This window comes from Gemella bergeri ATCC 700627 (assembly GCF_000469465.1).
GTDB lineage: Bacteria > Bacillota > Bacilli > Staphylococcales > Gemellaceae > Gemella > Gemella bergeri.
On the sequence record NZ_KI271865.1, the window covers coordinates 1 to 12941 of the forward strand.

The 12941-nt window shown below is 29.2% G+C and carries 12 protein-coding genes; 5 read left to right on the plus strand and 7 right to left on the minus strand.

Going from position 1 to position 12941, the window contains the following annotated elements; genetic code table 11:
- Nucleotides 1-37: 37 nt before the first annotated feature.
- On the minus strand, nucleotides 38-322 hold the full coding sequence (locus HMPREF1983_RS06125; protein WP_021753433.1) for a GNAT family N-acetyltransferase: 285 nt from the start codon (nucleotides 320-322) through the stop codon (nucleotides 38-40).
- Nucleotides 323-1228: 906 nt separating this feature from the next.
- Here HMPREF1983_RS06125 and HMPREF1983_RS06130 point away from each other — a divergent pair.
- From HMPREF1983_RS06130 to HMPREF1983_RS06150, 5 genes are all read left to right on the plus strand, one after another.
- On the plus strand, nucleotides 1229-2506 hold the full coding sequence (locus HMPREF1983_RS06130) for an O-acetylhomoserine aminocarboxypropyltransferase/cysteine synthase family protein (protein ID WP_021753434.1): 1278 nt from the start codon (nucleotides 1229-1231) through the stop codon (nucleotides 2504-2506).
- Between the two features lie 502 nt (nucleotides 2507-3008).
- On the plus strand, nucleotides 3009-3677 hold the full coding sequence (locus HMPREF1983_RS06135; protein ID WP_021753436.1) for a response regulator transcription factor: 669 nt from the start codon (nucleotides 3009-3011) through the stop codon (nucleotides 3675-3677).
- Nucleotides 3677-4663, plus strand: coding sequence for a sensor histidine kinase (locus HMPREF1983_RS06140; RefSeq protein ID WP_021753437.1), 987 nt, complete (start codon nucleotides 3677-3679; stop codon nucleotides 4661-4663). Before HMPREF1983_RS06135 ends, HMPREF1983_RS06140 begins: the two co-directional genes overlap by 1 nt.
- Before the next feature lie 205 nt (nucleotides 4664-4868).
- Nucleotides 4869-5621, plus strand: a complete 753-nt coding sequence (locus HMPREF1983_RS06145; RefSeq protein ID WP_040461192.1) for an ABC transporter ATP-binding protein — start codon at nucleotides 4869-4871, stop codon at nucleotides 5619-5621.
- A gap of 1 nt (nucleotide 5622) precedes the next feature.
- The gene (locus HMPREF1983_RS06150; protein ID WP_040461194.1) at nucleotides 5623-7620 is read left to right on the plus strand and encodes an ABC transporter permease; all 1998 of its coding nucleotides are present in this window, start codon (nucleotides 5623-5625) and stop codon (nucleotides 7618-7620) included.
- Between the two features lie 143 nt (nucleotides 7621-7763).
- Here the strand turns inward: HMPREF1983_RS06150 and HMPREF1983_RS06155 are convergent, their stop codons facing one another.
- The 6 genes from HMPREF1983_RS06155 to HMPREF1983_RS07790 form a co-directional block, all read right to left on the minus strand.
- The gene (locus HMPREF1983_RS06155) at nucleotides 7764-8030 is read right to left on the minus strand and encodes a hypothetical protein (protein WP_021753440.1); all 267 of its coding nucleotides are present in this window, start codon (nucleotides 8028-8030) and stop codon (nucleotides 7764-7766) included.
- A 191-nt stretch (nucleotides 8031-8221) separates the two neighbouring features.
- Complete coding sequence (locus HMPREF1983_RS06160) at nucleotides 8222-9547, minus strand: FAD-containing oxidoreductase (protein ID WP_021753441.1); 1326 nt, start codon at nucleotides 9545-9547, stop codon at nucleotides 8222-8224.
- 221 nt (nucleotides 9548-9768) lie between these two features.
- Nucleotides 9769-9945 carry a 50S ribosomal protein L32 gene (gene rpmF, locus HMPREF1983_RS06165; protein WP_021753442.1) on the minus strand — a complete coding sequence of 59 codons (177 nt, stop codon included), beginning with the start codon at nucleotides 9943-9945 and terminating at the stop codon, nucleotides 9769-9771.
- 36 nt (nucleotides 9946-9981) lie between these two features.
- On the minus strand, nucleotides 9982-10485 hold the full coding sequence (locus HMPREF1983_RS06170) for a YceD family protein (protein ID WP_021753443.1): 504 nt from the start codon (nucleotides 10483-10485) through the stop codon (nucleotides 9982-9984).
- Between the two features lie 147 nt (nucleotides 10486-10632).
- Nucleotides 10633-11802: a CD0519/CD1768 family membrane protein gene (locus HMPREF1983_RS06175; protein ID WP_021753444.1), complete on the minus strand. Its 1170-nt coding sequence runs from the start codon at nucleotides 11800-11802 to the stop codon at nucleotides 10633-10635.
- A gap of 789 nt (nucleotides 11803-12591) precedes the next feature.
- Nucleotides 12592-12941 (minus strand): SpaA isopeptide-forming pilin-related protein (locus tag HMPREF1983_RS07790; RefSeq protein WP_021753445.1); only part of this gene is annotated, 350 nt, incomplete at its 5' end.

Below are 12941 nucleotides of genomic sequence, written 5' to 3' on the forward strand. Positions count from 1 at the left end.
ATTTTACAACTTATCAAATGTTAAAAAATAAAAAAAATTATTTTTTTTCTGCGTTTATAAAATCGTAAGAAGAATCTTCTGAAAACTTTTTAATGACGTATGAACAAGTCGGTTTAATTTTTTTGTTTTGTGTTGAAATATCAGCAACCAAAGTATCAAGTAATTTTTTTGCAACACCTTGTCCGCGTAAAGATGAATCAACAAAAGTATGGTCAGCTATAACTATATTAGGATCATTAGTCTGTTTATAAGTAATTTCAGCAATAACATGACCGTTCTCGTCGTATTTAACAAAACCGTTCTCTGTCTTAATAAATTCCATAAAAAAACCTCCTAAAAATTAATTAATAGTAATAATTTGTTATTTCTTTAAAGCTTTTGATAATGTAATTATAACATAAAAACATTTTAGATACTATTTTTTAGATTAATTTTATTATATTATTAAGAAATTAAAATTTAATAAAATTTTTATTAATAAATAAATTAATGATTTTAATAGGAAAATATATTTTATAATAAATATTTAGATAAATTATTATCGTAAAAGTTATATATTATTTTACAAATATTTTAGCAATGGTTAGTAGCGGTATGGACGCCTACAACTAACCCACTACGTGGGTGGATTTTTCGGCTAGAATTTTAGCCAAGGTCTAAAATTCTCCAAGTAAAATGCTTTTGACATTTTACTATTACCACTACAAATATTGCTATTAGGCTTGTTGTTAATTCTATAGTGGTCAGACAACTTTGTGAAATTCACTACTAAGAGTAGCAATGAGTCTAATAGCAATGTTTGTAAAATAATATATAAAAAAACCTTATGGTAAGGGAGTTTAAAAAATTTTTTTAAAAAGGTGTTGACAAAAATAATAAACAGATGTACAATTAGTTTAAATTTAATAATGGACGTTGAGAAGATAAGTAAATTAACGGCGTAGCTAAGACAGAGAGTTTTCGGTTGGTGTGAGAAAACGTGGTGAAGGTTAATTGAAAATGGTCTTTTAGTTATTGTTATCTAATAGGTAATGACGGAAAGTGGCACGTTAAAGCACGCAGTATGATGGTACTGAATAAGGTATTAATCGCAAGGTTAATATAAATCGAAGTGGTAACGCGAATTAACAGTTCGTCTTCGTTGTCTTAGGGCAATGAGGGCGATTTTTTATTTATCTTAAAACGTCTATTATTATAAGAAAAATGAACTTGAAAAGGAGGAATAATTATGACAAGAAAATTTAGTTTTGAAACATTACAATTACATGCAGGGCAAACGGTTGGGGATACAAAGTCACGAGCTGTTCCTATTTATCAAACGACATCATATGTGTTCGATGATACGCAAGACGCAGAAGATTCGTTTGCATTGCGAAAAAACGGAAACATTTATACAAGGATAACTAACCCTACTACAGCAGTTTTTGAGGAACGTGTTAATGCGTTAGAAGGGGGCGTTGGGGCATTGGCGACTGCTTCGGGAATGGCTGCATTGACATATGTATTTTTAACTTTGGCACATGCCGGACATCATATTGTGTCATCAAAAAATGTCTACGGCGGAACGTATAATTTGTTAAAATTGACTTTGCCACGTTATGGTGTAAATGCTACCTTTGTTGATCCTGATAATTTTGAAGAAATAGAACAAGCTATTACAGATGATACACGTGTATTGTTTGTCGAAACATTGGGAAATCCGTTAGCGAATATTGCAGATTTGGAAAAATGGGCAGAAATAGCACATCGTCATAACATTCCTCTTGTAGTAGATAACACATTTGCTACACCTTATTTAATTAATGTGTTTAGTCACGGAGCGGATATAGTTGTTCATTCCGCAACTAAATTTATTGGCGGACACGGTACATCAATTGCCGGGGTAATTGTCGATAGTGGGAAATTCGATTGGGAAGCAAGTGGAAAATTTCCACAATTAGTAGAAGAAGATCCAAGTTATCATAATTTAAGTTATACACGTGATGTTGGAGCTGCAGCATTTATTACAAATGTAAGAACACAACTGCTACGTGATACAGGTGCGGCAATATCACCATTTAATTCATTTTTATTATTGCAAGGGTTGGAAACATTATCGCTACGCGTAGAACGTCATATAGAAAATACTAAAAAAATAGTAGATTTCTTAGTAAAACATCCGAAAGTAGCTCATGTAAACTATCCGGGGTTAAAAGATAGCAAATATTATGAATTAGCTAAAAAATATTTACCAAAAGGAAGTGGTTCAATCTTTTCGTTTGATGTTGTAGGTGGAGAGAAAGCCGCACGTAAAGTAATAGACAGTTTAGAAATTTTCTCCAATTTAGCAAATGTTGCAGATGCAAAAAGTTTGGTAGTACATCCGGCATCAACTACACACGGACAACTTAGTCCTGAGGAATTAGCATATACAGGGATAACACCTGCACAAATTCGTTTATCAGTCGGTTTAGAAAATAGTGATGATTTAATAGAAGACTTACGATTGGCGTTAGAACAATTCTAATCTTTTAGAAGTTTACTGTGATAAAAGTCAAAATCTTGGTAGAATATTTTATTAACAGTAATCTAATATACTACGTCGGAGGCAATTCAACAAAATCAACTTTTAAAGAAATTATAAATTTTAAGTTGTTCTCCAATGTGGATCAAGAACGTAATTTATATAGTTTGTTAAAGGAAATTGATTCTCTCTATCTTGGTCCACAAAAAAATTCAATTTTCTCTTTTTAAATTATAAATAGTCTCTTCGGTAACGAAGGGATTATTTATTTTATAAAAGTATATTGATTTTATATTTAATCAAATTCTTTAAATATTTTTTTGATTGGTGGCTAAATTTAAAAATAAAAAAATAATTACTATATAAATATTTCTATACAGCAATAAATAATAAAAAATTAATTATATAAATAAAAAACACAATTATGGAAATATTAACTTTTGAGATTAATTTGTGGTATAATTTTGTAAAGCGATAAGTGACTAATAATAAGAGGTAAATAAATATGTACACAGTAATGATAGTGGAAGATGATGAAGTAATTTCTAACAGCATAGCCCGATATTTAGAAAAATGGAATTTTACTGCTTACGAAGTAAATAATTTTGAACAGGTATTGACGGAGTTTATTGAGAAAAAACCTGATTTAGTATTAATGGATATAAATCTTCCTTATTTTGACGGATACTATTGGTGCGAAGAAATACGTAATATATCTAAAGTACCGGTAATGTTTATTTCTTCAGCAAGTGATGATATGAATATTGTAATGGCTATGACAATAGGGGCAGATGATTTTATAGAAAAACCGTTTAAACTTGTTGTTCTTAAAGCAAAAATAGAAGCACTGTTAAGAAGAGTTTATAACTTTAACGCTAATACACAGTTAATAACTTATAAAGACGTTATTTTTGATATAAATAAAGACGAGGTTAAGTTTCAAGGAAAAACAGCACAACTGACCAAAAACGAAAGCAGAATTTTAACCGTCTTGTTAGAACATAGAGAACAAATTGTAAGTCGTGAATTGATAATGACAACACTGTGGCAAAGTGATCATTTTATTGATGAGAACACTTTATCGGTTAATGTTAATCGTTTACGAGCAAAGTTAAAATCAATCGGTGTTAATGATTTAATAATGACTAAAAAAGGAAAGGGATATTTAGTTTAATGAAAGTATTACATAGTTATTTAAAGAAAAATTTAAAAATATACCTACTTTTTTGTTCTTTTATTATAATATTTTTTACAATGTTTTACCTGTATGATATTCCGAGAGAAGTTCTTTACTATAGCGGTCTATTGTGCTTCACTTTGGCTATAATCGTAAGTGTTATTGATTTTAACAATTATAAAAAAAGTTTTAGTGCATTGCATTTTTTAAAAGATAATCTTATTAATGATTTAGATAAATTGCCGATTAGTTTAGATATTAGGGTTCAATATTATCAAAAAATAATTATAAGGTTATTTAATGAATTAGAAAAAACTATTGAAGAAAATCGTGAAAAACAAACGCAGTTAATTGACTATTACAGTATGTGGGTACATCAAATTAAAACGCCGATAGCGGCAATACATTTTATATTGGATAACGGTGAACATGATAATTATATGTTGGAACAAGAACTATTTAAAATAGAATGTTATGTTGAAATGGTACTGACATACATAAGATTAGGAAGCGAAAATACGGATTATGTATTTGAAAAAGTTGAATTAAGTGAAATAGCACGAGAAATATTGAAAAAATACGCCAGCTTATTTATCAATAAAAAACTAACTCTTAATTTTGTTCCACAAGAAACATTCGTAATAACAGATAAAAAATGGTTTAGTTTTGCCTTAGAACAAATTATCAGTAATGCAATAAAATATACACCACGTGGTAGTATAGTGAAGATAGTTTTGGAAGAAAATAAAATAACAATAACAGATAACGGTATCGGTATAAAAGAAGAAGATTTACCAAGGATATTCGAACAAGGATTTACAGGATTTAACGGACGATATGAGAAAAAATCAAGTGGTATAGGTTTGTATTTATGTAAAAAAATACTTGATAATCTTGAGCATACAATAAAAATTACATCAAAAACAGGAATCGGGACAACGGTAGAAATAGAATTTCCTCAAAATTATAATTATAGAGAGTAAAAAGATATTTATAAGTAAAATATAACTTAGATTATTTTAGCCAATTATGTAAATAAAAATATAAAAACATTCAAACCTTACGATTTTGTAAGGTTTACTTACATTTTGTAAGGAAATTCGATAGAACGAGTGAAAACTTTGCTGTAAAATAATAATTGTAAAACATAATAAAATGTATCGAATAAATGATAAAGGAGTTATAAATATGTTATTAGAGGTAAATAATTTAAGAAAAGTATATACAACTATATTAAGTACAAATAGTACGGAGGCGTTGAAAAATGTCAATTTTGCTGTAGATAAAGGAGAATACGTAGCAATTATGGGAGAAAGCGGAAGCGGTAAGACTACGTTACTTAACATTATTGCTACTTTTGATAAAGCTACAGCCGGGAATATAAGGTTAAACGGAACAGATTTGAGTAAACTAAAAGATAAAGAATTGGCAAATTTTCGACGTGAAAATTTGGGGTTTGTGTTTCAAGATTTTAATTTGTTGGATAATTTTTCTATAAAAGATAATATTTTATTACCGTTGGTATTAGAAAATAAAAATTATAGAGATATGGAAAAGAGATTAAATAATGTAATAAAACCGCTCGGTATAGATAAATTGATTAATAAATACCCTTATGAAGTATCGGGTGGTCAAAAACAACGTGTTGCCGTGGCGCGTGCCATTATCACTAATCCGGCATTAATATTGGCTGACGAACCTACCGGAGCATTAGATTCAAAATCAACAGAGCAACTGTTGGAAGTATTTGATAAGTTAAACGAAGCCGGTCAAACTATTATTATGGTTACTCACTCTGTAAAAACAGCCAGTCGAGCAAAACGTGTTCTTTTTATTAAAGATGGGGTCGTATTTCATGAGTTGCGTAGAGGAACGCAAAATCATAGTGAAATGTATCAAAAAATTAACGATACTTTAACATTAATGCAGGCAGGTGAGTAAAATGAGATTCTTTTATAGTAGATTTGCATGGAATAATATAGTGAAAAACAAACGGTTGGTATTACCATATATATTTGCATCAATTTTCACAATAGCATCATTTTATATATTAGGCTCTATTGCTTTTGGTTCAAGTTTAGATAAATTGGAGCACGGTGCAGCTCAAACAAAACAAATTTTATCGTTTGGTCTTATAGTAATAGCGATATTTTCAGTGATTTTTCTTTTCTACACATATAGTTTTTTGATTAAACGCCGCATTAAAGAATTTGGTCTTTATGCTGTGCTTGGTATGACTAAAAAGCAAATAGCCAAGATTTTGATGAGAGAAACAATATTTATCGGTTTTATCGCATTAACGTTCGGTTTAGCATTTGGATTAATGTTCGGTAAAGTTACTTTACTGGCACTTTTAAAGTTGTTTAGCAAAGGTGTGGTATTCGGATTTGAGATACCGGTAATCGCTATTGTTATGACGATCGGTCTGTTCGGAGGAATTTACTTTTTAATTTTATTATATACTATTATAAAAATATCACGTTTAAAAATAATCACTTTATTAAAAGAAGGAAGTACAGGTGAAAAAGAACCTAAGGCACGATTTATTTTAACTTTAATAGGAATCGGATTGATAGGATACGGTTATTATACAGCGCTTACTACAGGAAATCCGATTGAGGCGTTAACATCGTTCTTTTATGCCGTTATGGTTGTAATATTAGGTACGTATCTTATATTTATGACGGTGAGCATTGCGGTGTTAAAAATAATGAAAAATAATAAACGTTACTACTACAAACCGAAACATTTTATCAGTGTATCAGGATTGTTGTATCGTATGAAACGTAATGCAGTAGGGCTTGCAAATATTTGTATTCTATCAACAATGGTTCTTGTTACAATGGGAGCTACCAGCACAATGTATGCAGGAGTAAATGAAGCGTATGAAAATAGATATCCAAGAGATATAAGTGTCGGGGTGCGACATAGTAATAAAGAAATAGCAAGTGAAGTACAAAAAGAAATTGATAAAATTTTGAAAAAACATAACGTAAAAAAATCTGATGAAGTTTTCTATAATACCTTGATGACAGCGGGAGAAATGGAAAATGGAAAAATAACGGCTCAGGAAAACAATAAAATAAGCAATTTGGTAATTGTTGTTGTAAGTACATTAAGCGACTATAATAAAATGAGTGGTGAAAATAAAACGTTAAAACCTGACGAAGTGCTGCTTTATCTTGATAAAAAGGTAAAATATCAACACAACGATATCCAAATTCTAAACGAGAAGTTTACGGTAAAAGAAAAACTGAGTCAAATAGCAGGAGAAATTGGTCATACAGAAGCAAATATTATGCCAACCTATTATATTGTTGTAAAAGATGAAAGTATTAGGACAAAAATAGCTGAGAAGTTAACAGTTACTGAAAATTCAGGAGATAGTGCTGAAAAATATAAATCTGATAAAATGCTGACAACAAATATAATGTTTAATATAAAAAATCCGAATAAAGAAGCGAAAATAGTAAAAGATATTAATAATTTAAATAATAAATATGAAGTTTTTTCAGAGTCAAAATATGAAAATAAAGATGAATTTAAAGCTATGTTTGCATCATTTTTATTTATCGGAATTTTTATCAGTTTGATTTTTATAGTATCACAAGTGGTAATAATGTATTATAAACAAATATCAGAAGGATATGAAGATAAAAATAAATTCTCAATAATGAGAAAAGTCGGCTTAACAGAAAAACAAATAAAACAATCAATTCGTTCGCAAGTATTATTGATTTTCTTTGCACCATTAATCATAGCAACAATACATACAGCGGTAGCTTTTCCGTTTATTGAAAAAATAATGAATTTATTTTTATTGAAAAAGACAACAGCTTTCTTAATAGGAATGTCGGGGGCAGTAGGAGTGTTTACCCTGTTTTACCTGATAGTCTATGTTTTAACATCACGTGTCTATTATAGAATTATAAAGGATTAAAAAAGAAGTTGATTTAAAAAATAAAAAACCGAGATTTTGAAAATGATATTTTCTCAATCTTGGTTTTTTAACTGTTTAAAATATAAAACAATAGAATAATCAGATTAACCCTATAAAAATAGATAGGATAATTTTATTGTATATTATCTTTTATTTTTTATAATTTCAAGTAATTTCTTTGCATCTTTGTAGTTTAAGAAGTATTTTTTTCTTAGCTCAGCGATATTTATGGCATCATCTTGGCTAAAATTTATAACTTTTTCCAATTCTTTTTTATATTGTCTATCTTGTAATCTTGTTAAGGCTTCTTTACTGATTTCATCTCTTTTTTTCTTTTTATCACGAAGAGTAGAGATAATTCCGTAAACAGCTAAGAAACCGAACAACACATAAAATGTATTAAGATTCATGGTTATACCCCTTTAAATTTATTAGATTAATTATATTATATAGTGTTTATTGACACAAAGCAATATATTTAAAAAGAATTAATATCAATTTTTTAACGAAGTATTTTATATTAACTGTTTAATATTTCTTCTAAGTTAATGTTACTCTTATTAAAAAATTGTTTTAAAACTATCTGTGATTTAAAGGGATGCTAAATTAATTTAAAAACATCGTTTAAATTTTCTGCCATTGTAGGATGAGTAAATACCTGATTTTTAATATAGGTATAAGGAATATTATTATCCATTGCCAATTTAATAAGATTAATTATTTCCTCGGAATTTTTACTAAATAATGTAGCACCTAGTATTAAATCTGTATCTTTATCAACAATTACTTTGTAAATTCCACGTTGATCTTGATTAACTGCACCGCGTGGCATATTTGCTACAGGTAGACTGGCAATGGCGATATTTTTATACAGTTCGTGTGCTTGATTTTCATTAAGACCTACACGTGATAAGGTAGGGGTAATGAACACGGAGTACGGTATATTTTTACGACTTAGACGAATATATTCTTTATTACCATGTAGGTAATTATTCACTATTCTAAAATCATCCAGTGATACATAAGTAAACTGTAACCCGCCATTTACATCACCAACAGCAAATATATTTTCCACATTAGTACGACAAAATTCATCAACTACAACAGAACCGTTGGCTGCTAATTTGATGTCGGTATTTTCTAAGCCTAAATCTTCGGTGTTAGCACGACGTCCGGTCGCATGAAGCAGGGCATCAAATTCTAAGTTTCCGTATTTTTCAGTATCAACAATTACTTTATTACCGTTGTTTCGAATTTCTTTAGTAACAGTTCCAAGTTTAAATTCTACCCCTTGCTCTTTAAGATATTTTTGAGCAAGCATTGAGATATCAGTATCTTCACGGCCTAAAATAGTCGGCGAAAAGTCTATAACCGTCACTTTAACGCCTAATTTAGAATAAAGATTAGAGAATTCTAAACCGATATTACCGCCACCTAAAATACCTAATGTTTTCGGAGGTGTTTTTAATTTTTGAAGTTCGGTACTATCATAAACATTTTTAGATGTTGTTAAACCGGGAATATTCAAAATATTATTTTTAGCACCGGTATTAATAACAATAATTTCACCTTTTAGCTGTTTAGTTTCGCCGTTTTCGAAAATTTCTACCACTTTATTGGAGATAAATTTTGCTTTTGCAGTATAAATATCAATATTAGGATTATTATTTAACATTGCAAAGTTTTTAGCGTTTAATTTTGAAACGACATTATCACGTGTAGCTTTTGCTTCGGAATAATTTTTTTTATTTTCAGCTGCAACAATTAAAGTTTTTGTCGGTATACAACCGATATTGATACAAGTTCCTCCGTACATTTTACTATTTTCTTCAACAACGGCTACTTTTTTTCCTTCTTTCGCTAATGTAGTAGCCAAGGTTTTTCCGGCTTTTCCAAAACCGATTATTAATAAATCATATTTTACCATAGTTAACTCCTTAAAATTTTAATAATTTATTTCAAATAACTTTTATAAAATATAATACACTGTTTTACCGAACGGTACAACTTTTTTGCTTAGAGTTTGATTTAAGATTAGAAGTTATTTTGTAAAACATATTTTTTTGCTACAATAAAATTAAAACGTAAATTTATTGCAGCAAAAAAAGAAAAGACCAAGATTAACTTAGTCTTTTTGGTAATACTTAATTATTTTACATCTAGAACTTGTCTGCCTTTATACATACCGGTTTTTTTATCAACACGGTGACCCATTACATAGTTACCGCTTGTTTTATCGATAGAAATTGATGGTGCAGATAGTTTTTTATGAGTTCTTCTTTTTCTTTTAGCTGTTTTTGATGTTCTTCTAAAAGGAACTGCCATAGTTAATTTCCTCCAATTATTATAAAAATCACATACTTACTGTTCTTTAAATAATCCGTTAAGTGCAGCAAATGGAGATTCTTTTTTTTTCGTAAGATCCATTAAAGTATCTTCAGAAAGCAGTTCCCAATCTTTACCGGAAACCAATTCCATTTGTTCATCAGATGATGAGGTAATCGGAATATTTAAAATTATAAGTTCATGTACCAAAGGTTTTAAATCAATATACATATCCATAAGATTTACATCAATTATGTCATTTCCAACTAATGATTTATCAATATATTCTTCTTTTTCAAGAATTTCAAACGGCAATTTAACACTATTTAGTGTTCTACCGGAAATCATTTCGAAAACTCCAACAATTTTTAAATCGGCGTATATTTTATCTTTACCACCTCTAGTTAAAGTTCCACTAACAATAACGTCTTTAATATTTTTTAAAGAGGCATTATAGTGATTTACGTTAATATTAATTTTCTCTTCAAAAGTAAAAGTATTACTATTATTTTTGAATAAAGAAGATCTTAACCATTTCATTAAATATCACCCCATAAACACAATATTTATTATATATCTTTTAAAATTAGCTGTCAAGTTTTTTTGTTGAACCTAAGTGATAAAGAACCTCACTTTTTAATTATCAAAGTGAGGTTTGGGTTTATTTATGAATATCCTGAATTTAATTTAGCCTAACAACAAGAATAAGTAATGTGCAACTATCCCTGCTGCTATACCACCGATTGTATGCGAAACAATCGCTTTTGATGATAGTTTTCTTACGCCTAAGGCATCCATCATTCCTATATGAGTGCTTAAATATCCACTCCAACACATTCCCATCGCTGTAAAAACAGCAATATCATTAGGTCCAATAAGTCCCCCTTTAAGAAATTCGGGTACTAAAGAAATTGCTCCACCAACAGCACCTAATGCTGTGATTGGGAATGCTATTGCTTCTGCTGATTTGAAACCGAATAACGGCTCTAAAATAAATGTTAATTTTTCTCCTAACCAAGGTAAGAAACCAACACCTTCGTAAGCGGCACCGGTATAACCGTTAGCCGGCATTTTAAAGGTTAGCATCATAACAAATGTACAAACTATTAAAACTCCGGGTATTATTGCCATACCCATTTCTACACCGGTTTTACCTCCTTCTAAAATGGTATCCAGTACACGTTGGAACATATTACCGTCACGAATAATTCGGACTTTGTTAGGATCTTCCTCACCATCTTTAACTTCAATCGCAGGCTCGTATGCCTTATCGCCAAAAAATTTTTTTGTTTGTCTTAACATTAAACGAACACTAATAATACTACCGATAATAGCTCCTACATTACCAATAAGTGCGGCTTTAACAAAACCTGTACCTTGTCCCATCATAAACATGGTAACAATAAGCCCCATACCAAAAGCGGTTCCTAAATTACACAATGCCGGAACTTGATACTTTTTGAAAAATGATATAAAACGAGTATCTTTAGCGAAAGGGATAATAGCCGGATTATCTGATAAATAAGTAGCAACTGCTCCTGTTACACTCGCACCCGGCATTCCCCAAAGTGGTTTCATAAGTGGTGCGAAAATTTTATTAATAAGTGTTATCGCTCCAAATTCTGATAACAATGCACTAATAGCACCGGCAATGACCGCCATCGCCATTATAAAAAATACTGTATTAAGTAGCAAATCATGGGCAGTTGCCATCATTGTTTTGAACATTAAAGGAGTTCCCATCTTACGTGCCATAAGTCCGAATATTAGTAAAAACACGATAAGAAAAACAAATGTTTCAATACTGATTGCCTTTTTTACAATACTTTTACTCTTTTTTTTCCTGTCTGTATCCATATAAATCAACCTTTCTTTAATTATTTAATTTTAAAAAACTATTGTTTATTATTAATTTTACATTAACTTTTGTTATACTACAACTCTGTACTTATATTATATCACAATAAAATATTTTTTCAACTATCCTCTAGTATTCACTTAAATCAACACCTTAATATTTTTATATTTTCTTTTCTTTATTTTTATAATTTTTGTGAAAAAAACTTATCATAACTTGAAAATAATATAAAAAAAATTTATCCTTAACTTAAAGTTATTCTATTTAAGAGATAATTAGTAATCGCTTAAGGGAAATTACACCTTAGTACAATGTTTAATACAGTTTTAAACAGCTGTATCTTTTTATTAATTAAAATTTTTTGTCTTTGTCAAAAAAACATTGACCATCTATCTTCAACACTTAAATTTTTTTTGTAATATTAATGAAAAGAAAAATATAAAAATACACCTTAATCATTGTACTCTTATTTTTATAATATATATTATATTACTTAAAAATAATTTCTATAATTTTTAATGTTATATTTTATAATAAAATTCGCTAATTGAGAGATATATTCAACTAAAGTTTTTAAAACTATGTTAGATTTTGTAGTGGGTTAACTTTTATAAATTTTATTGTAGATAAGTTTTTAATTCTTAATTTTAATTAAATCGTGTCAATTTACTAATTAAAAATATGGAGGATAATTTTCGTATCCCCCATACTATTTTATACATTTAGAAATTTACATATTAAATTTTATTGTATAATTTATTACATCAACTTTATTCTAAAAACATCAATTATCGTAGATATTTTTTTCTACCCATTATTAATAACACAGCTGCGAATAATAATCCTCTAGCTACATCTGTCGTACCATTGTCTGTTAAACCTGTATTTGGTAAGGTTGATTTTGGTTTATCTTTTGGTTGTTTAGGTGTTGGTGGTGTTACTGGTTTGTCTTTATCGGTAACTGTTAGTTTATTTTTTTCTGCTTTTGCAGTGTTTCCATTTACATTTGTTATTTTTATGTTTCCGTTTTTATCTACTGTAAATGTTATATCTGTTACTGCTAAGTAGCCTTCGGGTGCCGTTTCTTCGTGGAATGTGTATGTTCCTTCTGCCAGTTTTAATTTATGTGTTTTGTTTT

Excerpts from the sequence above, each read along its gene's own strand:
- HMPREF1983_RS06175 (WP_021753444.1), bottom strand. The coding sequence starts at position 11,802 with ATGGATACAGACAGGAAAAAAAAGAGTAAAAGTATTGTAAAAAAGGCA.
- HMPREF1983_RS06160 (WP_021753441.1), bottom strand. The coding sequence starts at position 9,547 with ATGGTAAAATATGATTTATTAATAATCGGTTTTGGAAAAGCCGGAAAA.
- HMPREF1983_RS06155 (WP_021753440.1), bottom strand. The coding sequence starts at position 8,030 with ATGAATCTTAATACATTTTATGTGTTGTTCGGTTTCTTAGCTGTTTAC.
- HMPREF1983_RS06125 (WP_021753433.1), bottom strand. The coding sequence starts at position 322 with ATGGAATTTATTAAGACAGAGAACGGTTTTGTTAAATACGACGAGAAC.
- HMPREF1983_RS06150 (WP_040461194.1), top strand. The coding sequence starts at position 5,623 with ATGAGATTCTTTTATAGTAGATTTGCATGGAATAATATAGTGAAAAAC.
- HMPREF1983_RS06145 (WP_040461192.1), top strand. The coding sequence starts at position 4,869 with ATGTTATTAGAGGTAAATAATTTAAGAAAAGTATATACAACTATATTA.
- rpmF (WP_021753442.1), bottom strand. The coding sequence starts at position 9,945 with ATGGCAGTTCCTTTTAGAAGAACATCAAAAACAGCTAAAAGAAAAAGA.
- HMPREF1983_RS06170 (WP_021753443.1), bottom strand. The coding sequence starts at position 10,485 with ATGAAATGGTTAAGATCTTCTTTATTCAAAAATAATAGTAATACTTTT.
- HMPREF1983_RS06130 (WP_021753434.1), top strand. The coding sequence starts at position 1,229 with ATGACAAGAAAATTTAGTTTTGAAACATTACAATTACATGCAGGGCAA.
- HMPREF1983_RS06135 (WP_021753436.1), top strand. The coding sequence starts at position 3,009 with ATGTACACAGTAATGATAGTGGAAGATGATGAAGTAATTTCTAACAGC.
- HMPREF1983_RS06140 (WP_021753437.1), top strand. The coding sequence starts at position 3,677 with ATGAAAGTATTACATAGTTATTTAAAGAAAAATTTAAAAATATACCTA.